This is a genomic window from Micromonospora humida (genome assembly GCF_016901255.1).
Classification (GTDB): domain Bacteria; phylum Actinomycetota; class Actinomycetes; order Mycobacteriales; family Micromonosporaceae; genus Micromonospora; species Micromonospora wenchangensis.
In genome coordinates, this window is record NZ_JAFEUC010000001.1 from 85,214 (window position 1) to 103,620 (window position 18,407).

Sequence of the window (18,407 nt, forward strand, 5' to 3'; positions counted from 1 at the left end):
GTGCCGGTCACGGCGCACCCACCAGCAGGGCGGTGTTCGCGCCGCCGAAGGCGGCGTTGAGGCTGAGGGCGTACCGGCTGGTCACCGGGCGGGGCGCGGCGGTGACCACGTCCAGCGGGCAGGCCGGGTCGGGGCCGAGCCAGCCGGCGTTGACCGGCAGCTTCCCGTGCCCCAGCGCCGCCACGGTGACCACCAGTTCGAGCAGGCCGGACGCCTCCAGCGCGTGCCCGTGCAGCGCCTTGGTGGAGCTGACCGGCACCTGCCCGGCCCACCCGCCCAGGGCCAGCCGCAGCGCCGCCGCCTCGGAGGCGTCGCTGAACCCGGTGCCGGTGGCGTTCGCGTTGACGTAGCCGACCGCCCCGGCGGGCAGGCCGGCGCGGCCCAGCGCCGCGCCGATCGCGCGGGCCAGCCCTCCCCCCTGCGGATCGGGTTGGCAGGGGTGGTGGGCGTCGCCGGCCCGGCCCCAGCCGGCCAGCGTCGCCACCGGCTCACCGCCGCGGCCGCGCAGCGCGGCGGCGGACTCCAGCACCACCGCGGCCACCCCGTCGCCGAGCAGCAGGCCCTGCCGTCCGGCGCTGAACGGACGGACCGCCCCGTCGGCGGCGAGTGCCCGGCCGGCGTCGAAGAGCGCGTACTGGTCCGGTTCCACCAGGTAGCCGGCGGCCACGACGACCCGGTCGGTGTCCCCCCGGCGGATCATGGCGGCGGCGTCGGCGACCGCGTTGCTGGCCGAGACGCAGGCGGTGGTGTAGACCCGGGTCGGGCCGCCGAGCCCGCACCGCCGGGCCAGCCGGTCGGCCAGGGCGGGCAGCTCCGGCCAGGCCGGGCCGGCGTCGTCCCGTTCGCCACCGGCCCACCACGGGTCGGCGGCGTCGGCGACCGGTCGGTCGTCGGTGTACGGGCCGGGCAGGGTGGCCGGCCCGCCGTGGGTGGCCAGGAGCAGTGCCGACGCCCGGCGCTGCGCCGGGTCCAGCCCGGCCGCCCGGCAGGCGGCGTCGACGGCGTCGGCCAGCTCCTGCGGCAGGGTCGCCACGTCGGGGCGGGTGGCCGCGACGGTCACCCGGCGGCCGGTGGTGTCGAACCGGTGGACCGGTCGGAACGCCGGCACCCCGGACAGGACCCCGGCCAGCAGGGCGTCCACGCCCCTGCCGAAGGCGCTGAGGGCGTAGGTGCCGGAGATCGTGACGGTGCTCCGCTCAACCATCAGCGGAGGCGGTGAGGCAGGTGTGGAACACGGCCAGGGCGTCGTCGAGGGTGCGGATGCCGGCGAGCTGGTCGTCGGTGAGGTCCATCCGGGTGTCGTAGCGCTGTTCGACGAGGTGCACCAGCCAGGCCAGTTCCATCGAGCCGACCCGGTGCGGGACCTGGTCGACGGGTTTGCCGGTCAGTTCGGCGAGCATGCTCACCAGGTCAGCTCGCCCCAGGTCGGGCTGACCGGACATCAGCGGTTGTCGGTGGTCGCCCCGGCGACCCGGTCGGCGACCATGGTGGTGAACTCCCCCACCGTCATCAGGGCCAGCTTCTCCGACTCGTCGTCGGCGAACCGCAGCCCGTAGCGGTCCTCCACCCGGACGGAAAGGTCGGACAGGGCGAGCGACTCCAGGTCCACCCCGGACGGGCCGAGGGTGGTCTCGTCGTCGATCCCGTCGACGTCGTAGTTCATGTCCTGGAGCTGGTCGATGACGAAGGTGCGGACCTCGTCTCGCATGACGGTTACCTCTCTCGATGGGCGGGTCGCCGGTGCCCGGTCGGGGCACCGTGCGGAAGTGGTTCGGGCGTACCGCCGACGGTCGGCCGGTGGTGACGCGGTGGTGGCGCCCCGGCGGCGGTCGACGGGGACCGGCCGGGGGGCGGGGTGGAGCGGACCGGTCATGGCGCCGCCGCCCGCAGCACGTCCAGCGAGCGGACCAGTTTGCCGGTGGTGGTACGCGGCAGTTGCGCCACCAGGTGCAGGGTGCGGGGCCGCTTGTAGCCGGCCAGCCGCTCCGCGAGGAGCTTGTCCAGCTCCTCCTCGGACAGCGGGCCGTCGGGCTGCACGTAGGCGGTGATCCCGTCGTCGTAGGCGACCACGGCGGCGGCCACCCCGGGCAGGCCGGTGAGGGTGGCCTCGACCTCGGTGAGGTCGACCTTGAGGCCCCCCACGGAGACCTGCGAGTCGAGCCTGCCCCGGACGGTGACCAGGCCGGTGTCCGGGTCGACGGTGCCGGCGTCGCGGGTGCGCAGCCAGCCGTCGGCCCAGCGGGTGGGGTCGCTGAGCCCGACGTACGGCGACGCGGGGCAGCTGATCAGCAGTTCACCGTCGGACTCGCGGACCTCGATGCCGGGGGCGGGCGTGATGGCGGGCCGGTGCCGCCCGTACAGGTCGGTGCCGATGACGCCGACCTCGGTCATCCCGTACATGTTGCCCAGGGGAACGCCGTGCCGGTCGGTGAACGCCTGAACGATGGCCGGCGGGACCAGTTCCCCGCCGGTGGTCATCCGCTTGAACTGGGGCAGCGGCCGGTCGGGGCGGGTGAAGGCGAGTAGGCCGATGTGGAACGGAACGCCGAGCACGGTGGCCGGGGTGTCCTGGGCGGCGATCGCGGCCAGCACGGCGTCGCCGCCGAGCCGCTCCGGCGGGACCAGCTCGACGTGGGCGTGCAGGCCGTAGAGCAGTCCGCCGACGAGGCCGAGCACGTGCACCATGGACGGCAGCAGGATGATCCGCTCGCCGGGCAGCGCCACCCCGTCGATGCGGGTGTAGCGGTGCACCTCGGCGACCAGGTCGGCGGCGGTGCGTCCGATCACCTTGGACGGTCCGGTGGAGCCGGAGCTGAGCTGGATCACGGCGTGCCCGCTGACCGCCGGTCGGTCGGCGTACGCGGTGACGCTCTCGGTGACGTCGAGGAAGACCTTCAGCGCGCCACCACCGGTACGGGCCGGGGCGACGACCACCTGCGGGGTGAGCCGGCGCAGCGCCCGGTCGACCTCGTGGTCGGTGAGCCGGTGGTCGAGCAGCACCGCCTGAGCGCCGCTGCGCCAGGTCGCCAGCAGGTTGACCACATAGGACACCGAGGGCGGCAGGCGCAGCGCGACGGCCCCGCCGGGGCGCAGTCCCGCCTCGCGCAGCCGGTCCTGTGCCGCGACGACCAGGCGGTGCAGGGTGCCCCGGTCCACCGGCTCGGGCAGCCGGAGACAAACGTCGGTCGGAGGGCCGGCGAACAACACGTCGTCCACCCAACCGGGGTCTTGCGCCGCAGGATCTTCCGTCGGGCGATACATGGTCACCGCCGGCCACCGTCCAGCATAGAATCGGGCGAATGCGCCCATAAATGATGTCTCTTGGCGTGCTCACGGCACCCTACGACAGCCCGGAAGACCATTACTAGATGCGAATGGCTAGATCATAAAAGGCGGCCGGCCGGATTGCCGCCGCTCGATCGGCCGGGCAGGATCGGGCGCGTACGCCGGCCCGCGACACCACCGGCGACTTCGCCGTGCCCGCCGTTCCACTGGGGACGCGGGCGATCCGGCGGGCCCTCCGCCCAGGTCGGCACCGGTCACGATGGACGGTCGACGGCCTGTCGTCACGACCCGCCGGACGCGGACAGGGGTGTGCCCGGCGGGCAGCTCCCTGCCGGCCGGGCACACCACGCGGGCGTTACGCACAGTGATCAGTCGGTGGCATTCCTCGGTGTCGGGACGGCACCCCGGAGCACCAGGGCACTGTTGAAGCCGTCGAAGCCACGCGCGCAGACCAACGCCACCCGGTGCTCGGGCCGGCGCGGGGCACGCAGGAAACCCAACTCGCAGCCGGGGGCCGGCTCGACCGGGCCGGCCGAGGCGGGCAGCGTGTCGTGGTGGAAGGCGAGCAGCGCGGTCGCCACGTCCAGGGCCGACCCACCCTGGTGGGCCCGGCCGGTCAACGACTTGTGGGTGCTCACCGGCGGCGGCCGGTCACCGAAGACCGTCCGCAGCGCCGTCGCCTCGCTGCGGTCGTACCGCGGCACCCCGAGCGCGTCGGGCACGACCAGGTCCACCTCGTCGGGCGTGCTGCCGGAGCGGGCCAACGCCAGCCGCATCGCCCGCGCGTACGTCGCCGGGTCGCCGGCCGTGTCCGGGCCGGTGTGCACCGCGTCGTGGGTGGCCGCCCAACCGGTCACCTCCCCGTAGATCCGGGCACCCCGGGCCACTGCGTGCTCCCGTTCCTCCACCACGAAGACCGCACCGCCCTCGGCGGGCACGTACCCGCCGGCCGCCCGGTCGAACGGCCGGTACGCCGCCGCCGGCTCGTCGACGGCGCTGAGCAGCCCGGAACGGAGCTGACAGGCCAGCGCATACGGGCTCAGCGGGCACTCGGTCGCCCCGGCGATCACCACCGACGTGCCCCGCCGGATGGTGCGCACCGCGTGCGCCAGGCTGTCCAGCCCACCCGCGGCCTCGGCGACCAGCACCCCCGACGGCCCCTTGAACTGGTGGTGGATGGACAACTGCCCGACGCTCGCCGCATAGAACCAGGCGATCGACTGGTACGCCCCGACGGTGCGGCTCGGCCCACCCCAGAGCCGTTGCAGCTCCCGCTGCCCGAACAGGTTCCCCCCCGACGAACTGGCCAGGGTGACCGCCCAGGCGTACGGGTCGGGGGCGCGGGCGGGCAGGCCGGCGTCGGCGAGCGCCAACGCGGTCGCGGCGAACCCGAGCTGGGTCCAGCGGTCGGTCTGCACGAGCTGCCGGGTGTCCACGTAGGCCGCCGGGTGGAAGCCGGGAACCTCGCCACCGACCCGGGTGGGATAGCCGGTCGGGTCGAACAGGGTGATCGGCCCGGTCCGCCGGATGCCCCCGCTCACCGTCCGCCAGTGCGCGTCGACGCCGATGCCGCTGGGCGCGACCACCCCGATCCCGGTCACCACCGCCCGCGCCCGCTCGTCCGGGGCGGGGGTGACGGCGGGGGCGGCGGTGGCGGGGAGCGTCACCGCGTCACCGCCAGCCGGCGGAACAGCATCGCGGACTGGAACCCGCCGAACCCACTGCCCACCGACAACGCCACGTCCACCGGGGTCTCCCGGGCCACGTTCGGCACGTAGTCCAGGTCGCACTCCGGGTCCCGGGTGGTCCAGTTGGCCGTCGGCGGCACCACGCCGTACTCGATGGCCAGGGCGCAGGCGGCCATCTCGATGGCGCCGATCGCGCCCAACGAGTGCCCCACCATCGACTTGATCGAACTCACCGGCACCCGGTACGCCGTGGGGCCCAGCGACCGCTTGAACGCCGCCGTCTCGTGCCTGTCGTTCTGCCGGGTGCCCGAGCCGTGCGCGCTGACGTAGGAGACCGCCGACGGGTCCAGCCGGGCCTGCCGCAGCGCCGCCGCGATGGCCAACCCCATCTCCACCCCGTCGGGCCGCAGCCCGGTCATGTGGAAGCCGTTGCTGCGGCCGGCGTAGCCGGCGACCTCGCAGTAGACGTGCGCGCCGCGCCGCCGGGCGTGCTCCCACTCCTCCAGCACCAGCACCGCCGCCCCCTCGGCGAGCACGAAACCCTGCCGGTGCGCGTCGAACGGGCGGCTGGCGTGCCCCGGGTCGTCGTTGTCCGGGCTGGTCGCCCGGATCGCGTCGAACGAGGCCACGGTCACCGGGGAGATCGGCGAGTCGGCCGCGCCGGCCAGCACGACGTCCGCCTCCCCGTCGACGACGAGCTGGTGGGCGTAGCCGATGGCGTCGATGCCGGAGGTGCAGCCGGTGGAGACCACCTGCGCCGGGCCGCGCAACCCGTGCCGGCAGGCCACGTCGGCGGCCAGGCTGCTCGGCACCAGCGCCTGGTAGAGGTACGGCCCACCGAGGGCGTGGTCGACCAGCCAGTGCCGGCCTGCGTCACTGACCCGGACGTACTCCTGCTCCAGCGCGGTCGTGCCGCCGACGGCGGTGCCCAGCACCACCCCGGCGACGTCCCGCTCGGCGTCGGTCAGCTCCAGGCCGCTGTCGGCCAGCGCCTCCGCCGCGCAGGCCAACGCGAACTGCACGTACCGGTCGGAGCGTTGCCGCTGTGCCGGGGTGAGCCCGGCGGCGTCCGGGTCGAAGTCACACTCGGCGGCGATCTGCGACCGGTACGGCGACGGGTCGAAAAAGCTGATCCGCCGGGTGGCCGTCCGCCCCTCGGTGAGGGTCTTCCAGAACCGGTCCCGGGTGACCCCGCCCGGGGCGACCACCCCGACACCGGTCACCACCACCCGCCGGCCGGTCACGACGGGCCCCGCTGCTCGACCAGCTCGGTGTCCACGTGGCCGAGTTCCGGGCGGGGGGCGAGCGGGCCGAGGTGGAAGACCACCTCGGCGGCGACGTCGCCGGTGTTGCGCAGCCGGTGCCGCACGTTGCGCGGCACGAACAGCGCCTCCCCGGCGGCCAGCGGCACCGGCTCGTCGTCCAGGTCGACGGTGATCGCGCCGCGCACGAGATAGAGGAACTCCTCACTGTACGGGTGGTAGTGCTCGGCCACCCGGTCACCGGGGGCCACCGTCACCACCCCCATGAACCCGGAGGTGCTGCCGACGGTACGCGGGCCCAGCAGCACCCGCAGCTCCCCGCCGCGCCGCCGGTCGGCCGGTACGTCCCGGGCGGCGACCAGGCCGGTGGTGACCTCACTCATCGCCGCCCCCCGCGTACACCCGCTCGATCCGCTCCTTGATCACGGCCAGTTGCACCCGGCTGTTGGTGTTGATCCGCTCGGTCATCGCCACGTCGTCCACCGGGGCGGTCGGTTTCATCGCGAAGTCCTGCACCCAGGTCATCCGGGTGCCCTCCGGTTCGGTGTCGTAGTACCAGTGGATGCGCATGTACTCGAACGGTCCGGTCTCCACCCGCCGGGCCCGCACCTGCCAGGTCGCCGGGTCGGCGGTACGTTCGCTGACCCAGCTCCACGCGACGCCGTTCTCGTCGGGGTGCATGGTGAGCCGGAACCGCACCGTGTCCCCCTCCCGGTGCAGGACCTCCACCACCGCGTACTCGGTGAACAGGTCCGTCCAGCGCGCCACGTCGTTGGTGATCTTCCACACCAGCGCCAGCGGGGCGGCGATGAGGATGCTGTTCTCGGTGTGCCCGGCCGGGCCGGCGTCGGCCACCAGGTCGGCGACGCCGGCGATGCTGAGCTGCCCGGCCTGTTCGGGGATGCGTACCCGCCAGCGGTCGGCGACCACGGCGGACAGTTCCAGCAGCGCCAGCGAGTCCATGCCCAGCTCCTCCAGGCTGGCGGCGGGCGCGCGGGCAGCGGCGTCGGCGTCGAGACCGCAGCGGGTCACCAGGATCTCGGTGATCTCGCTGGTCAGCGGTCGGCCGTGGGTGACGGTCATCTCGGGTCCTCCTCCACCGGGCGACTCACCCCGGTAGCCGCCACCCTCCGCCCGACCCGTCACCCGGGCGTCACACCGCAGCCCGCAACGCCCCCGCTTCGTGGTGACGTTGCGTTGACGCAGACTGTGTACCGGCTATGCGCGAGCTGTCCATCATGATGGAGGTTCGCAGATCAGAGGCGATTCGACCCCGGTCACCATGGCTACACTTTCGTTGACCGAGAGTAATCATATTGGTAGTGTTCGTGCCGGCCGGCCGGGCTCGGCCGCACAGTGAACCGGCCCCGGCGTCGCGGGGGACCGCGTCGGGACACCGGACGATCTGGACCCAGGTTTCCGTGCAGGGGGGGTGCGCCCGTGACCGGTCATGCCAGCACGCCGACCAGCGACGTCCCGGCCGACCCGCCGGTACGCCTGCACCTGCTCGGCGGCTTCCGGCTGCTGCACGGCGACACCCCCGTGGTGGTCCCCCGGGGGCTGCAACGGGTCATCGGCCTCATCGGACTGCGCCCCGGCGCCACCCGCAGCAACCTCGCCGGCCTGCTCTGGCCCGAGGTGCCCGAGGAACGGGCGTTGTCGTCCCTGCGGACCGCCCTGTGGCGGCTGCGCCAGGACCCCTGCTGCCCGCTGCTGGTCAGCGGGGACACCGTCCGCCTCGACCCGGCCGTCCGCCTCGACGTGGACGACCTGGTCGCCACCGCCGCCCGGATCCGCGACGGGGGCGACCCGCGCGCCGCCGCCGACGCGCTCGCCGCCGGCAGCCGCGACCTGCTCCCCGGCTGGTACGACGACTGGGTGCTGCTGGACCGGGAACGGCTGCGCCAACTCCGGCTGCACATGCTCGAACAACTCGCCGTCGACCACCTCGACGCCGGCCGGCACGGCGAGGCGTTACAGGCCGCCCTGGAGGCGATGGCCGCCGAACCGCTGCGGGAGACCCCGCACCGCCTGGTGGTACGCATCCACCTCGCCGAGGGCAACGCGTTCGAGGCGGTGCACGCCTTCTACGTCTACCGGGACCTGCTCATGCGGGAACTGCGCCTGGAACCCTCCCCCGCGATGTGCGCCCTGGTCGACGAGACCCTCGCGCCGATCCGGCGGGCCACCCGCCGCACCCCGGCCGCCCGCCGTCACGAGCCGGCCGGACGGCGTGACGACGAGGTGACATCCCCACCGCCAGGGTTAACCCACCGTGAGCCCTGGACCGATCGGGGCGCGCCACCGGCGAGAGGGGTCCGATGAGCCGTCTGGTGATCGTCAGCAGGATCATTCCCGGCGCGGAGGGGCGGGTCGCCCAGATCTTCGCCGAATTCGACGCGACCGAACTACCCGGACTCACCGGGCTGCGCCACCGCTCCCTGTACCGCCTGCACGACCTGTGCGTACACCTGATGGAGACCACCGAGGTGGACGTCGACACCCTGGTCACCGCCCGCCAGCACCCGCTGTACCAGCGGACCAACGAACGGTTGTCGGCCCACACGTCGGCGTACCTGCCCACCTGGCGGTCGCCCCGGGACGCGCCTGCCGGCTGTTTCTACAGCTGGGACGTCTCCGACGCACCCAGCCCGGAGCCGCTGCGCTGAACCGCCGCTGCGGCGCGGACCGTCACCGACGTCCGACGACGACACCCTGTCGTGACGTCGATACCGCCCGACACCGGGCATTCCACCTGCGCAACGAGGTGTGGTCCTCCCTGTCGTCCGACATTCGCGTGTGCAAAGCTGCGGCGGGTTTTCGCGTTTTCCTCGCGACTTCAACGACATACGCAATAGGGAGGTAGCCGTGCCGTCGACTGTCGGGCAGTGGCTCGTCGTGATCCTGGCCCTGCTGGTGGGCCTGGCCGGAGGCTGGGCGCTGTGGGGACGGCAGAAGCCGACCGCCGCCGCGCCCATCGTGGAGGGTGACCCGGTCGTCGGGCTCACCCCCGAGGAGAAGGCCGCCGCCACGATCGACGCCCCGCGTCCGGCCGCCACGGTCGACGACTCCCCGGCACCCGCCGCCGTCGTCGACGACCCCACCCCGCACGTCGCGCCGGACCCCGACCACCTCACCCCGGCCACCACCGGGTCGGCCGCCACTGCCGGCTCGGTCGAATCCTCCGCCGAGTCCCCTGCCCTCTCCGAGTCCTCGGTCGCCTCCGAATCCTCGGTCGCCTCCGAGTCCGGCGCTTCCGCCGTCGAGGACGTCGCCGTCAACGGCACCTCCAGCACGGTCGCCGCCGACCGGACCGTCCCGCTGCCGGACCTCGCGGACGAGCCCACCACCGTCGACCTGGCCGGCCGTACCGCCTCGGACGACGCGCCCGCGAACAGCGTCACCGACGAGACCGCCGCGCCGGTCCCCGCGCCCCGGGCCACCGCCGAGGACACCCCGGACAGCGCGGCGGCCGACCTGCCGGAACCGACCCCGACGGACCCGGAGCCGGCCGGCACGCCCGAGGACACCGCCCCGCGTACGGCCGACGTGGACGACGCCCCGGTCGCCGCCGGGCCGGTGATCCCGGCACAGCGCACCCCCGAGGCCGACAGCCCCGCGATCGCGGACAGCACCCCGGTTTCGGCCGGTGCTCCGGCCGTGGACGGTGCCCCGGCCGTGGACGGTGCCCCGGCCGTGGACGGTGCTCCGGTCGTGGACGGTGCTCCGGGTTCGGCGGGTGCCCCGGTCACGGAGGTCGCGGCGGCGCAGGACGAGCCGGCGGACGATTTCCGGCGTATCCAGGGGGTCGGCCCGAAGATGGCCGCCGCGCTCCAGGCCGCCGGAATCCGCAGCTACCGGCAGCTCGCCGCCCTGGACGAGGCGAGCCTGCGGGAGACGATCCGTGCCGCCGGGCTGCGTGCCACCGCGAGCCTGGCCACCTGGCCGCAGCAGGCGCAGGTGCTGGCCGGTGCGGGCGCCGAGGCCGAGCGGGTGCTGCCGACGCCGACCGGCGGCGACAGCCAGGGCTGACCCGCAGAACCGACGGGGCCGGTGGACACGTGCGAGGCGTGGCCGCCGGCCCCTGTCGTCCGGGGTACGCGGCGGCCCGCCGTCGGTGAATTGGCCATCATCGCGCTGACCGTTCCGGAATACCGTTTACCCGGTCCCGGCCGTTGGGTACATGGGCGTCACCTCGAACATCACACAAGCCGGGAGGCACCCCCATGCGCGGTTCGTCGATCCTCGGAGTCATCGTCGTCATCTGGCTGGTCATCGGCGCCATCGCCGCTGGTCAGCGCGGCTACTACGGGAATGACGACACCAACTGTGCCGAGGCCGGCACCATCCTGGTGACCATCGTGGCCGGGCCGCTCAACTACATCGGCGCCAACCCGAAGATCGACTGCAAGCTCCCCGAGCCGTCCAAGTAAGCCGCACCTCCCCGGCCCGCGCCCACCCCTCGGGGCGCGGGCCGCGTCATGTCCGCTCCAGATCACCTGCCTCGTTCCGCGACGCGCCCACCACCCCACACCCGCTAATCATCCTAGGAACCCACCCCGCAGCCCTCCCCGCCCGCCCATCGACGATCGTCGTGCGGTGATCAAGAAGTTGTGGTCAGAGATGCGCGCTCCGGTGACGCAAACCTCTTGATCACGCGGGAGGGCGGGTGGGGGGCGAGGCGGGAGGGCGGGTGGGGAGGGGGGTGGGTTAGGCGCCTACGTGGATGCCGGGGCGGCGGGAGGGGTCGGGTTCGCTCTTGCGGATGATCTCGCGGACCACGGGCGGGGTGTCGCCCCGGCCGAGGATCAGGTAGCGCAGCAGGTGGGCGATGGGGTTGCCCTCGGACCACTCGAAGTGGGCGTGCGGGCGGACCCCCGTGCCGTCGCGCAGCGCCAACAGGATGGCGGCGATCGCGTTCGGCACCGCCGGGCTGCTGGCCCGCAGCACCCGGAAGCCGCCCACCTCGACCCCGTGCACCCACAGCACCTGGCTGAACTCCGACGGGTCGACCACGTCGATCTCCAGGAAGAGCACGTCGGACGCGCCCGGCACCGGGTTCATGCTCCGCTGCGCCCGCTCCTTGACCCGGTACTCCTTGAGCGCGCCGGTGTCGCGCTTGTTGGCGATCAGGTGCAGCCGGCCGTCGTGGGCCAGCGACTCGGTGACGAACCGTCGGGCCGGCTCGTCGAACTCGATCCGTTCGGTGCGCAGCTCGGTGGTCCGGGTGATCCGGGAGACCAGCGACACCGCCACGATGCCGGCGATGAACATGCCGGAGATGGCGAGCCCGTCGGGCTTTTCGATGACGTTCTCGACTAGCGCGTACAGCAGCACGGCGGTGAGCACCGCGAAGCCGGACGCGGCGAACCGGTGCCGGGCCCGGACGGTCGCGATGGTCACCGCCACCGCGCCGGAGACCATCATCGCCAGGATGCCGGTGGCGTACGCGCCGGCCTGGGCGTTGACGTCGGCCCGGAAGGCGACGGTGATGACGATGCTGATCAGGGTGTAGACCAGCACCACCGGCCGGACCGCCCGGCCCCACTCCGGCGCCATCCCGTACGACGGCAGGTAGCGCGGCACGATGTTGATCAGACCAGCCATCGCCGACGCCCCGGCGAACCAGAGGATCAGCACGCTGCTGATGTCGTAGAGCGTGCCGAACCCCTCCCCCAGCCGGGCGTGGGCCAGCCAGGCCAACGCCCGGCCGTTCGCCGCCCCGCCCGGCTGGAACTCCCGGGGCGGGATCAGCACGGTGGTAACGAACGTGGTGGTCAGCAGGTACACCGACATGATCAGCGCGGCGGCGGTGAGCAGCCGGCGGGTGTTGCGGATCCGCGCGGCCAGCCGCTGTGCGCGGTCCTCGCCCGCCCCGCGTACCAGGGGCATCATGCTCACCCCGGTCTCGAAGCCGGACAGGCCCAGGACCAGCAGCGGAAAGGCCAGCACCGCCGGGCCGAGCAGGTCGCCCACCCCGGACCCCCCGGCGGTCAGGGCCGCCGTCCAGTTCCGCACGACGCCCGGGTCGGCGGCGATCCCGGCCAGGCCGTCGGCCACGATCACCGCGTTGAGGCCGAGGAAGACCACCACCAGGGGTACGGCCACCAGCACCGCCTCGCTGAACCCGAGCAGGAACACCCCGCCGAGGACGAGCAGCAGCGCCACCGTCACCAGCACCGCCAGCCCGTCACCGTGCGGCGCCGACGACGGCAGGTACGGGTTCTCCAGCAGGTGCACCGTGGCGTCGGCGGCGGACAGGGTGATCGTGATGATCCACGAGGTGGCAACGAAACCGAGCAGCACCAGGACGAAGATCTTGCCCCGCCAGAACGGCAGCAGCCGCTCCAGCATCGCCACCGAGCCCTGGCCGTGCGGGCTCTCCCGGGCGACCCGCCGGTACATCGGCAGCATCCCGAGCAGGGTCAGCGCCACGATCAGCAGGGTGGCCAGCGGGGAGAGCGCCCCGGCGGCCAGCGCCGCGATGCCCGGCAGGTAGGACAGGGTCGAGAAGTAGTCGACTCCGGTCAGGCACATCACCTGCCACCAGGGGTGCCGGCGCTGGCTGCCCTCCTCGCTCTCCGGGCCGACCGGCTGCACCCGGTACGCGAACAGCCACCGGCGCAGCGCGCCACCGGGCCGGGCCGGCCGGGCGTGACTGTTCACGCACTCCGGCAGGCCCACCGGCCCGGGTCGGGTGCGCTCACCCTGGCCGGCGTCCCGGGCCTCGCGCAACGCCCGCCCGTGCCCCGGCGGCGGCGCGCTCCCCCGTCGTTCCCGGGTCCGCCGCCCCCGGGTCCCGTCCCGCCCGTCCGCCATCCGCCGACCGCCCTCGTGTCCCCTGCCCCCGACGGTAGGCGCTGGAGGCGGTCCGGCCGGCCGGAACAGGGGAAGCCGGGCGTCAGCGCAGGCCGGGCGTCAGCCGGAACGGTGCTGGTCGGCCGGGGTGCGGTGCAGGGCCGCCAGCAGGGCGTCCGGGTCGGTCACCGTCACGGTGGCCGCCGGGTGGCGCAGCCACCGGCCGGGGGCCAGCCCCGGCACCGGTGTACCGAACCGCAGGCACACCCCGGCCGTGGTGCCCGTGCCGAAGGTGACCCCCCGATCGGCCAGGGACAGGTGCGGCCCGACGGCCCGCCACCAGCGGTACGGCCCGCCGCGCTGGGCGTCGACCACGTTCGCCCGGCCGGTCCGCAGCCGGAAGCGGCCGAACCGGATCACCAGTTCCGCGTCGTCGAGCAGCACGGCACAGGTCTGCGGTCGGATGCCGAGCAGCGCCAACGGCACCCGGAAGGCCGGGTCGAAACGGAACGCGAACCGGTGTGCGGGCATGACCGACGGGTACCCCGGGCGGGCCGTCCGACACCCGCCGGCCGGGTGCACGCCGGTTCGCGGGGTCACGCCAGGGCGCGGGTCCAGTCGTCGACGTGGGCCGACAGGTGCTCGGCGACGGCCCGCCAGTAGGGGCCGTCCTCGGCGTGGATCCGGGCCCAGGGCTGGATGCCGCGCCGCGCGCCGTCGCGCAGCAGGTCGTACATCGCCCGCGCCCGGGGGCCGAGGGTCGCCGCGAGCGCGGGCCGGTCCGCCGCCGGCAGGTCGTACCCGTCGACCAGGGCGCGCAGCCGGCGGGCCGAGTCGGGCACCGGCCGGTCGGGGCGCATTCCGGCCATGGCCTGCGCGGCGTACGCCAGTTCCCAGCGGCGGGTGCCGGGGCCGGCGCCGTCCCAGTCGATCAGCACCCAGCCGCGCGGGGCGCGGACCAGGTTCCACGGCGCCGGGTCGTGGTGGCAGAGCAGGTCCGTGCCGTCGGGGCGGATCGGCACCTGCCAGTGGGCCGCCTCGGGTGGCACGAAGTCCGCGGTGGCGCGGTGCAGGTCGGCCAGCAGCCGGCCGATCGAGGCAAGCTCCGCGGTCGGGTACAGGCCCGAGGGGTGGCCCAGTTCCCCCGGCACGTACTCCAGCACCTGCCGGCCCTGCCCGTCGCGGCCCAGCGGCCGGGGCGCACCGTCGAAGCCCACGCCGTGCAGGTGGGTCAGCAGGGCGTCGACGGCGTCGGTCCACGGGCCGACCGGCCGGCGGACGGTGTCACCGACCCGCACCACGCCGGTGGTGACGTTGCCGGGCAGCGGCTCCTCGATCGGACTCATCCGGTCATCCTGGTGCAACGGACGCGTCCCCGCGCCCCGGTTTCCCGGGGCGCGGGGACCCCCCGTCCCGGCTGCTACTGCAGGAACGCCCCCAGCGGTGACAGCAGCAGCCGGCCGAGCGCCGCGGCGTTGTCGTCCAGCCGGGTGCGCTCGCAGTCTCGGGCCTGCGGGTCGTGCCGGCAACGCCAGATCTTCTGCGCGTTGCGCCAGGCGACGTCCCTGGTGTATTCGACCAGTTCGCCCTGGTACCAGTCGTCGATGTCGCCGTTGAGCATGTCCAGGAGCAGTTGCCACCGCTCCAGGTACCCCCGCCGCAGCGTCGGGATCTTGTCGGCGAAGATATCGTTGATCTTGAGGTAGTCGCGGTGCTGTTCGGTGCCGTCCACCGGCTCGGACTCCAGGTGGTCGAACGTGGTCACCAGGGCGAACGGCAGGTCGAAGTTGATGTGCGCGTTCACCCCCGCCGCCGCCGACGGCAACGGCCGGGCGTCCGGGCCACGCATCCGCTTGAACAGGCACGACCAGGCGCGCGGGGTGGTCGGGCTGGACTCGGTCCACAGCCGCAACGCGTCGAAGTAGCGGGCGGCGAACTCCACGTCCAGCCGGGACAGGAACACCGGGTCGGCGAAGTAGTCGTCGTAGAGCCCCTCCAGCACCCGGCTGGTGATGGTCAGGTAGAGCCGGTTGAAGTCGGCCAGCGGGCAGCTGCGCTCCAGCGGCGGCAGCCGCACCAGCAGGTCCTGGAGCTTGGTGAGGTGGTCGACCACCGCCGGGACGTCCTCCGGGTGGTCGGCGAGGAGATCGACGATGTCCGCGTGGACGGGCCCCCAGACCGGTTCCGTCATGTCTCCTCCACAGTGGTCGGGGCAGCGCCGCGCCGTCGTTTCCGATGCACAGCCTGTCAGCGCCGGCCACGGCGGGGATCAGTAGAACGACGTATTCGCCCGCGCCGGACGTACGCTCACCCGCCCCGGTTACGCAGGTGGATGGCGCTGGCCTGGACCCTGGTCCGCACCTGGAGCTTGTCGAAGATGTGCGACACGTGCACGCCGATGGTGCGTTCGCTGATGAACAGCCGCTGACCGATCTCCCTGTTGGTCAGCCCCTCGGCGACCGCGGCGAGCACCTCCCGTTCCCGCGCGGTCAGCAGGGCCAGCTCGTCGGCCCCCGGCGGGGCGGCCGCGGTCTCCGCCGCCGCGACGGCGCGGCCGCGACCCGTGCCCGACGACGGGGAACCGCCCCTGCGGGCCGCCGGGACCCGCCCCGCCCCGGGCTGGGTCCGACCGGTCAATTCCACCCGTGCCCGGCCGGCCAACGTCCGGATCTCGCTGGTCAGCGGCACCGCACCCAGGCTCGACGCCATCTCGTGCGCCTGCCGCAGCAGGGTGGTCGCCGTGCTGCTGCGGCTGCGCCGGGCCAGCAACGCCTCGGCCTGACGCAGCCGGGAGTAGGCCGCCGGGTAGGGGTGGTTCCGCTTGTCCCACTCGGCCGCCGACCGGGCCCAGGCCTCCGGGTCACCCCGGCCGTCGAGGCGGCTCAGCTCGGCCGTGCACAACGCCAGGAAGCCGTCGGCGTTGACCCGCACCGGCCCGGCGGCCGTCGCGCTCTTGGCCGCCACCCGGTCGACCGCGTCGCGCAGCCGGCGGACCGCCGTCTCGTCGACCGCCACGGTACGGCTCGCGTGCGCCTCCGCCTCCGCGCGCAACCCGTGCCAGGCCAGCGCGCCCAACAGCACCACGTCGTCGGAACGGCTCTCGGTCAGGCCCCGCTGCACGGCCTGCCGGGCCACGTCGTGCCGGCCCTGCCACATCGCCAGCCCGGCCCGCAGGATCAGCATCGGCAGGACGTGCCGGGGCGCGCCACCGCCGGCGAGCATCGTCGCCACCGCCTCCAGGTCCCGGTCGGAGGCCTCAATGTCGCCGTACCCGACGGAGAGTCGGCAGCGGGCCAGCAGCAACTCGACCGCGTCGGCGCCGGACGGGCGGTGCCGCAGCGCCGCCGCGACCACCTTCTCCGCCTCGGCCCACTGGCCGACCCGGAACAGCCCGTTGGTGGCGATCGCCAACAACCGGGTCTCGTAGGTGCGGCCCAGGCCCAGCTCGGCGACCCGCTCGGCACCCCGGCGGGCCACCACCACCCCCTCCTCCAGGATGTTCAGCGGCCCGGTCAGCAGCTCCGCCAGGTGCAGGTACGCGCAGGCCACGTCCTCCGGGCCGCCGGAGCGTTCGGCGGTCTCCAGGGCCCGGCGTACCACGGCCAGCCCGGCGTCCGGGTCCTCCAGGAACGCCTCGCTGAAGCCGAGCGCGGAGCTGGCCAGCACCACCTCCGTGGTGCTGCCGTCGACCGACGCGGCCAGTTCCAGGGCCTCCCGCGCGCGTTGCCCGGCGTCGGCGTACCGCCCCAGGTGCAGCAGCAGCTCGGCCAGCCGGGCGGCGGCGTTGGCCCGTTCCCGGGCGGTGCACTCGGCGGCCTCCAGCACGCTGCGGTACTCCGCCTCGGCGGGGGCGGACCGACCGGCGGCGGCCAGGTAACGGGCCCGTTGGATACGCACCGCGCAGGACGGGTCGAGTGGCTCGCCCCCGGTCAACTCGGCCAGCAGGGACAACGCGCGGGCGTGCTCGCCGCTCTTGTGGGCGGCCTCGGCGGCCCGCCCCAGCAGCACCGCCCGGTCCACCTCGGGTGGGGCGTCCACCGGCCCGGTGACCGGCGTCGCGGCCAACTGCAACGCCGCCGTCCAGTGCCGGTGCGCCTCGGCGAAACCGTGCAGCCGTTCGGCCTCCCGGGCGGCGGCCATCGCCGCCGGCAGGGCCCGGCCGGGCTCCCCGGCCAGCCGCCAGTGGTGGGCCAGCCGGGCCTGGTGCAGTTCCGCCGGAACCCGGGTGAGCGCCTCGGCGTAGCGGCGGTGCAGGCCGGCGCGTTCCGCCGGCAGCAGCTCGTGGGCGAGCACCTCGGCGACCAGGCGGTGCCGCAGCCGGTAACCGTCGTCCGCGCCGACGAGCAGCCGGTGGGCGACCGCCTCCCGCAACGCGTCGATGAGTTCCGCCTCGGGCAGGCCGAGCACCTCGGCCAGCAGCCAGTGCTCGACCGGTTCGACGCCCGCCGCCACCGCGTGCACCGCGGCGTGCGCGTGCCGGGGCAGCGCGTCCACCCGGGACAGGAAGATCTCGCGCAGCGTGTCGGACAGCCCGTCGTGGCCGTCGCGCAGGTCACGGGCCAGTTCCTCGACCACGAACGGGTTCCCGCCGCTGCGCTGCCAGACCTGGTCGGCGGCCTCCGGGGCGAGCGGCGCGCCGACGATCTCGGCGGCCAGCAGGTCGGTGCCGGTACGGTCGAGGGGACCCAGGTCGAGCACCCGCACGGACCGCAGCCGACGTAGCTCGGTGAGCACCCGGCGCAGCGGGTGGGCCCCCTGCAGCGACTCGGCCCGGACCGCCGCCAGCACCGACAGTTGCAGGTCGCCCAGGCCGGCGAGCAGATAGAGCAGGAGTTGCCGGGTGGTCCGGTCCACCCACTGCAGGTCGTCGAGGACGAGCACCAGCGGACGCCCCTCGGCGATCAGGCTCAGCCCCCGGGAGACCCGTTCCAGCAGCGCCCCGGCGCTGTCCGCGCCGCCGCTGTCCTCGGCGAACGTCCGCAGCAGACCGCGCACCGCCGAGGAGGTGCGGGCCTGGCCGGCGGTGAGGTCGGCGTCGAAGCGGCGTAACGCCTGGAGGACCGGATGCAGCGGTGAGGCGTCGCCGATGTCCAGGCAGGAGCCGGTGAGCACCACCGCCCCCGCGTCGCGCAGCCGCGCCGCGGCCTCGGTGAGCAGCCGGGTCTTGCCCACCCCGCTCTCACCGGTGACGAAGACGGCGGCGGTCTGCCCGGGGCCGATCTCGTCGTGGAGCGCGGCGCGCAGCACCGCCAGCTGGTCGGCGCGGCCGACGAGCGGTGCGGTGTCCACATCGCTGGCCATGTCCGCAGCCTAGTCACAGGTCCCCGCACCGTTCTACGGGCTGGATCCGGCATTGGTACCTCTCGCGTCGATA

General features: G+C 74.2%; 17 protein-coding genes. 4 read left to right on the forward strand and 13 right to left on the reverse strand.

The window, feature by feature from the left end; all coding sequences use genetic code 11:
- Positions 1-7: 7 nt before the first annotated feature.
- The 8 genes from JQX11_RS00390 to JQX11_RS00425 all read right to left on the reverse strand — a co-directional run bounded on the left by JQX11_RS00390 (position 8) and on the right by JQX11_RS00425 (position 7,318).
- Positions 8-1,204: a beta-ketoacyl-[acyl-carrier-protein] synthase family protein gene (locus JQX11_RS00390; RefSeq protein ID WP_204922921.1), complete on the reverse strand. Its 1,197-nt coding sequence runs from the start codon at positions 1,202-1,204 to the stop codon at positions 8-10.
- On the reverse strand, positions 1,197-1,442 hold the full coding sequence (locus JQX11_RS00395; RefSeq protein ID WP_088647750.1) for a hypothetical protein: 246 nt from the start codon (positions 1,440-1,442) through the stop codon (positions 1,197-1,199). The genes JQX11_RS00390 and JQX11_RS00395 overlap by 8 nt, the downstream gene beginning before the upstream one ends.
- Positions 1,442-1,708 (reverse strand): acyl carrier protein, encoded by a 267-nt coding sequence (locus tag JQX11_RS00400; RefSeq protein WP_204922922.1) that lies wholly within the window; start codon positions 1,706-1,708, stop codon positions 1,442-1,444. The genes JQX11_RS00395 and JQX11_RS00400 overlap by 1 nt, the downstream gene beginning before the upstream one ends.
- Positions 1,709-1,869: 161 nt before the next feature.
- Positions 1,870-3,261, reverse strand: coding sequence for a class I adenylate-forming enzyme family protein (locus JQX11_RS00405; protein WP_204923546.1), 1,392 nt, complete (start codon positions 3,259-3,261; stop codon positions 1,870-1,872).
- 392 nt (positions 3,262-3,653) lie between these two features.
- On the reverse strand, positions 3,654-4,952 hold the full coding sequence (locus JQX11_RS00410; protein ID WP_204922923.1) for a beta-ketoacyl synthase N-terminal-like domain-containing protein: 1,299 nt from the start codon (positions 4,950-4,952) through the stop codon (positions 3,654-3,656).
- Entirely contained in the window at positions 4,949-6,217 is a 1,269-nt protein-coding gene (locus JQX11_RS00415; RefSeq protein ID WP_204922924.1) for a beta-ketoacyl-[acyl-carrier-protein] synthase family protein, read from the reverse strand. The genes JQX11_RS00410 and JQX11_RS00415 overlap by 4 nt, the downstream gene beginning before the upstream one ends.
- Complete coding sequence (locus JQX11_RS00420) at positions 6,214-6,618, reverse strand: cupin domain-containing protein (RefSeq protein ID WP_204922925.1); 405 nt, start codon at positions 6,616-6,618, stop codon at positions 6,214-6,216. Before JQX11_RS00420 ends, JQX11_RS00415 begins: the two co-directional genes overlap by 4 nt.
- Positions 6,611-7,318 carry an SRPBCC family protein gene (locus JQX11_RS00425; RefSeq protein ID WP_204922926.1) on the reverse strand — a complete coding sequence of 236 codons (708 nt, stop codon included), beginning with the start codon at positions 7,316-7,318 and terminating at the stop codon, positions 6,611-6,613. Before JQX11_RS00425 ends, JQX11_RS00420 begins: the two co-directional genes overlap by 8 nt.
- 357 nt (positions 7,319-7,675) lie before the next feature.
- Between JQX11_RS00425 and JQX11_RS00430 the strand changes: the two genes are divergently transcribed.
- The 4 genes from JQX11_RS00430 to JQX11_RS00445 all read left to right on the forward strand — a co-directional run bounded on the left by JQX11_RS00430 (position 7,676) and on the right by JQX11_RS00445 (position 10,668).
- A complete protein-coding gene (locus JQX11_RS00430; RefSeq protein WP_204922927.1) occupies positions 7,676-8,560 on the forward strand; it encodes an AfsR/SARP family transcriptional regulator in 885 nt (294 codons plus the stop codon).
- The gene (locus JQX11_RS00435) at positions 8,557-8,904 is read left to right on the forward strand and encodes a TcmI family type II polyketide cyclase (RefSeq protein ID WP_204922928.1); all 348 of its coding nucleotides are present in this window, start codon (positions 8,557-8,559) and stop codon (positions 8,902-8,904) included. Before JQX11_RS00430 ends, JQX11_RS00435 begins: the two co-directional genes overlap by 4 nt.
- A gap of 199 nt (positions 8,905-9,103) precedes the next feature.
- On the forward strand, positions 9,104-10,267 hold the full coding sequence (locus JQX11_RS00440; protein WP_204922929.1) for a helix-hairpin-helix domain-containing protein: 1,164 nt from the start codon (positions 9,104-9,106) through the stop codon (positions 10,265-10,267).
- Between the two features lie 194 nt (positions 10,268-10,461).
- Entirely contained in the window at positions 10,462-10,668 is a 207-nt protein-coding gene (locus JQX11_RS00445) for a hypothetical protein (protein WP_145919792.1), read from the forward strand.
- Positions 10,669-10,945: 277 nt separating this feature from the next.
- Here JQX11_RS00445 and JQX11_RS00450 read toward each other — a convergent pair whose 3' ends face one another.
- The 5 genes from JQX11_RS00450 to JQX11_RS00470 all read right to left on the reverse strand — a co-directional run bounded on the left by JQX11_RS00450 (position 10,946) and on the right by JQX11_RS00470 (position 18,334).
- Positions 10,946-13,054, reverse strand: a complete 2,109-nt coding sequence (locus JQX11_RS00450; protein ID WP_232376981.1) for an APC family permease — start codon at positions 13,052-13,054, stop codon at positions 10,946-10,948.
- Positions 13,055-13,153: 99 nt separating this feature from the next.
- On the reverse strand, positions 13,154-13,564 hold the full coding sequence (locus JQX11_RS00455) for a hypothetical protein (protein WP_204922930.1): 411 nt from the start codon (positions 13,562-13,564) through the stop codon (positions 13,154-13,156).
- Between the two features lie 65 nt (positions 13,565-13,629).
- Positions 13,630-14,379 carry a phosphotransferase gene (locus tag JQX11_RS00460; RefSeq protein WP_204922931.1) on the reverse strand — a complete coding sequence of 250 codons (750 nt, stop codon included), beginning with the start codon at positions 14,377-14,379 and terminating at the stop codon, positions 13,630-13,632.
- A 74-nt stretch (positions 14,380-14,453) separates the two neighbouring features.
- Positions 14,454-15,224, reverse strand: coding sequence for a DUF5995 family protein (locus tag JQX11_RS00465; RefSeq protein ID WP_204922932.1), 771 nt, complete (start codon positions 15,222-15,224; stop codon positions 14,454-14,456).
- Positions 15,225-15,340: 116 nt separating this feature from the next.
- Positions 15,341-18,334, reverse strand: coding sequence for a helix-turn-helix transcriptional regulator (locus JQX11_RS00470; RefSeq protein ID WP_204922933.1), 2,994 nt, complete (start codon positions 18,332-18,334; stop codon positions 15,341-15,343).
- Positions 18,335-18,407 lie beyond the last annotated feature (73 nt).